The 1,205-nt window shown below is 39.6% G+C and carries 1 pseudogene; it reads right to left on the bottom strand.

The window, feature by feature from the left end:
- Positions 1–572: 572 nt before the first annotated feature.
- Positions 573–866: pseudogene (locus A142_RS13165) on the bottom strand (ISAs1 family transposase); the annotation flags it as partial.
- Positions 867–1,205 lie beyond the last annotated feature (339 nt).

Below are 1,205 nucleotides of genomic sequence, written 5' to 3'. Positions count from 1 at the left end.
GTGATGAGTGATTAGAATGCGGGGTTTATGGCGCGCTTAGTGAATTACGCAACAAAGCCGAGGAATGTTTTTAGCATGTTCAGCAAGCTATTTTTTAAAAGCCTATTGCCTCTTTCGATTTCTATCGTAAAGTCGTTTTTTTGAAGAGGGAAAGTTTTGAAATTTATATTATTAATTGCGTTTTCTTTAGGTTTGATGTTGTCCTACTTTGTGGATATGCATAAAAAATCACCATTAACTTTAGATAGTCGTACTAGTTTGAGCTTAGGTCGTTGCTATTCATCGAAGATCAATAATGTAGTAACACATCAAAAAAACACTTCAGTTAAACAAACCGTACTCGGAAGTTGCATGATTAATATCCTACAGGACTTATCCAAGTCAAATAACTGAATCTTCAGGAGAAGTGGCCCCCAATTTTCGGACATGACTTTAAGTGATTGATCTGTTTTGATAGTACCCAGAAACATTGGAACAGATTATGACTAGAAAACGTAGAAACCACTCTCCTGAATTTTAAGTTAAGGTAGAATTAGCGGTTGCTAAAGGTGACAAAACGGTCGCTGAATTGGCTCAAAAATACAATCCATCCAACTTTGAAACGCTGTCTCAATTTCTTCTGGCTTAAGACGGCATATAACGCGAGCGATGGTATCGTGACGTGGAATACCATATTCGAAAGGACGATAACGTCGGAGCCAATCCAGGCGATGAGTGCCAAAATCTTCAACCTGCTCCCAGCCTTCGGCTCCTGATAGGACAGCACTGACGGCTAAAAGGATAATATCGAGAAGCTCATGTCGCTTGCATCGGTCAATACGTGGATCTTCAATGGCTTGAAAATCCTGGAGAAAAGAATCGGTCATGCTTAAAACGTTACAATAGAGAATTAGTAGCTGATCTGATCGCTAGCTTGCTTAAAAGTTCCCATTTATAATGTTCTTGCCGTGGTGAGGCCGTCGCATAGGGAAGATCTATCCAAAATATGGAAGTTCAACCATTTCATGAAATATTCCCCTATAGCCACTGGTTTTACGAATTTTCGCAGAAGTATTTTCGACAAATTAACCATCCCAACATTCAGAAAACTCCGCATTAGAAACTTTGAAGTCGCTAAACATAAAAGCAGTATGGGTTACACCTTACGTGCCCATATTCGTTGATAGTAAGCGCGTCATAAACCCCGCATTCTAATCACTCATCAC

This window comes from Vibrio splendidus 12E03, assembly GCF_000272105.2.
In the GTDB taxonomy this organism is placed as follows: domain Bacteria; phylum Pseudomonadota; class Gammaproteobacteria; order Enterobacterales; family Vibrionaceae; genus Vibrio; species Vibrio splendidus_I.
This window is presented reverse-complemented; position numbering and strand designations above follow the sequence as displayed.